General features: G+C 42.4%; 1 protein-coding gene and 1 pseudogene. Both read right to left on the bottom strand.

Annotation, left to right across the window (positions count from 1 at the left end; all coding sequences use genetic code 11):
- Positions 1 to 123, bottom strand: a pseudogene (locus DLD82_RS17365) (ISL3 family transposase); the annotation flags it as partial.
- A gap of 200 nt (positions 124 to 323) precedes the next feature.
- Positions 324 to 2120, bottom strand: coding sequence for an IS1634 family transposase (locus DLD82_RS17360; protein WP_109942398.1), 1797 nt, complete (start codon positions 2118 to 2120; stop codon positions 324 to 326).
- Positions 2121 to 2233 lie beyond the last annotated feature (113 nt).

Raw genomic sequence — 2233 nt, 5'->3', positions numbered from 1 at the left:
AATATAGGAGGGATATTGAAAAAAATCGAGATGACGCCATTCTTTATCTATTGTATCGTGTACATCGCATAACTCTGTTCCACAGGACGGACAAGGGAATTTTGCTCCTCGTTGAAAATCAATTTCCTATTCCGGACCCCCCTCAGCAAATGCGTACAAATTTGTACAAGCGCTGGTGAGTTCCTCCCAAAAAATCGCCCTGATTTTCGTTAACCACAAATCAGATGCTCACCAGCGAGCTCCACCAGCTTAATACCCGAAATCGGTATCAAAAATTTGTCCATAGCTCAAGCTATCCCATTGAACCTCCTCCCCCAACCCGATCAAATCACGGCAGGGTCAAAGTCTACTAAATACATCATTAAATCCAGTTGTTCACTCCTTTTTTTCTGTTTAGAGCGAATTTTCTTTAACACGCCATCTACGGTGATAATCTCAAAATTTTCGAGAATGTTCAAGACGGTACCTGATTTCGGACGGATAAGTGGTCGGTTTTCAGGCCCAATCTTCGGAACCTTCGGAAGTTTTTCAATTCTGTTTCTGGTGATCAGTTGAAGGATCCCGTGCATAAGCACACTGAAATAAAGAATCGTCATGAGAGCTTCGATTCGCTCCGGTTTTTCAAGAAATATTGTTGAGGCAAGGAGTGGTTCTTTGAGCAGAGAAAACATCGATTCGACGACATTCTGTCGTTTATAGTTGAGGAGGACTTCTCTACTGTTCATTTCTTCAGGGGAGATTGATGTGAGCAGACAGAATGAATCAATTTTCCTTCTTTTCCGTTCAATCTTCGCTTCATCGCCACGAATCTCCCCTGCACAAAAACTCCAGGTGGTCTCTATTACCGATGGTTTTGGAATCTTCGAGGGGCGTCCCACTGGCCGTTTCTCTTTTGTTGTTGAAATAAGAGACAATTCTGCCGAAAAGATTGATTTTTTATGCTTTTTTATGAAATTCTCGAGTTCTGTCCGTGCATCCGGTTCACACATAAACTCTTTTGAAGTAAGAACATCCAAATCCGTTTCAAATTTCCTGCGTTCATCGTTCAGATATCGCTCAAGATGTTTCTCTGCCTCTTTTTTCCGGTAAACATGAACCCACATCGGATGGCCACAGACGTCCTTTTGATATGTTCTGGACCAATACTCTGGTTCAGAGTTTTTACCAGACGGGTACTGGCAACAAATCCCAAGGGACTCCCAATTATTCTCCAGATAAGCAATTTTTCGCATTTTTTCGGACAATTTTCCTCCGAAATTATCAGGAAGACATGAAATAATCTTAACTGGATCCCCGCTCTTAACGCCCTTGTAAATCAATTTGAGATTTTTTTCCGTGAGGACTTTACAATCAGCTATGTAGGTATATTCCCCGAATTCATCTCCGTAGACGGATTGCAAGGCAGAGATCATGAGATTGTTGTATTCACAGTCAGCAGTGTTTCCATCTAGTATATGACAAAAGAGTACAAGACCATCACCATCCGTAACTGAGCCTGACATTATTTGCTTCAGATCTGCTCTCTTTTCTTTACTAACGCCATATGTTGGCTTTATTACTGTGGAGATTTCCTGGGTTTGAGAACATTCATATTCACCGGTAAGAACGTGGGATGTGGTGTCTGAATGAAGGAAGTAATTATGAGGAAGGTCAAACGTTGTTCGAACGGTTAATGAGATCGAGCGATACAGAGTAGAGCACCCATATTCATACATTCGGTCAAGAAGCTGACCAAAGAGATCATCATTGAGAGATTCAGGGTCAATCTCCTCGCCAACAAGATAAGTCAGGTCAATCCCCGCGAAAGCTTCGTGGATACGGGAAAGAGCAACCTTTTTTCTGGAAGGGACAAAAACTGAAAGAACCATGATTTGAGCCAGGACCCCGGGACTGTATTTCCATTGGGCGGGATCCCAGCGCAATCGTTCGTTTATGATTTCCTTGAAGTGAAGGCGGTTGAGGTATGAAGCAATTACGAGGAGGGAGAAAGGAATGATGAGTGAATTATCCTCTTTTTCATCGGAGATTCGCCGCAATTGATCGTCAAAGGATTGTTTGGTCCGGGTTACGTGGGTCGGTTTGGCTGTCCGCTTACTTGCAGAAGTGTGTCGATGAGACATTCTGCTTAGTTAATATTATATTCTGAGATATATATGTAAGCTTTTATATATTAAGCGAAGACCGACCTTCATAAATTATTCGGTTTTTTTAGGGGGGGAGCGGAATGGGAAAT

Source organism: Methanospirillum stamsii (assembly GCF_003173335.1).
Lineage (GTDB): Archaea > Halobacteriota > Methanomicrobia > Methanomicrobiales > Methanospirillaceae > Methanospirillum > Methanospirillum stamsii.
This window is presented reverse-complemented; position numbering and strand designations above follow the sequence as displayed.

Coding starts and splice junctions, on each gene's coding strand:
- DLD82_RS17360 (WP_109942398.1), bottom strand. CDS start 2,120: ATGTCTCATCGACACACTTCTGCAAGTAAGCGGACAGCCAAACCGACC.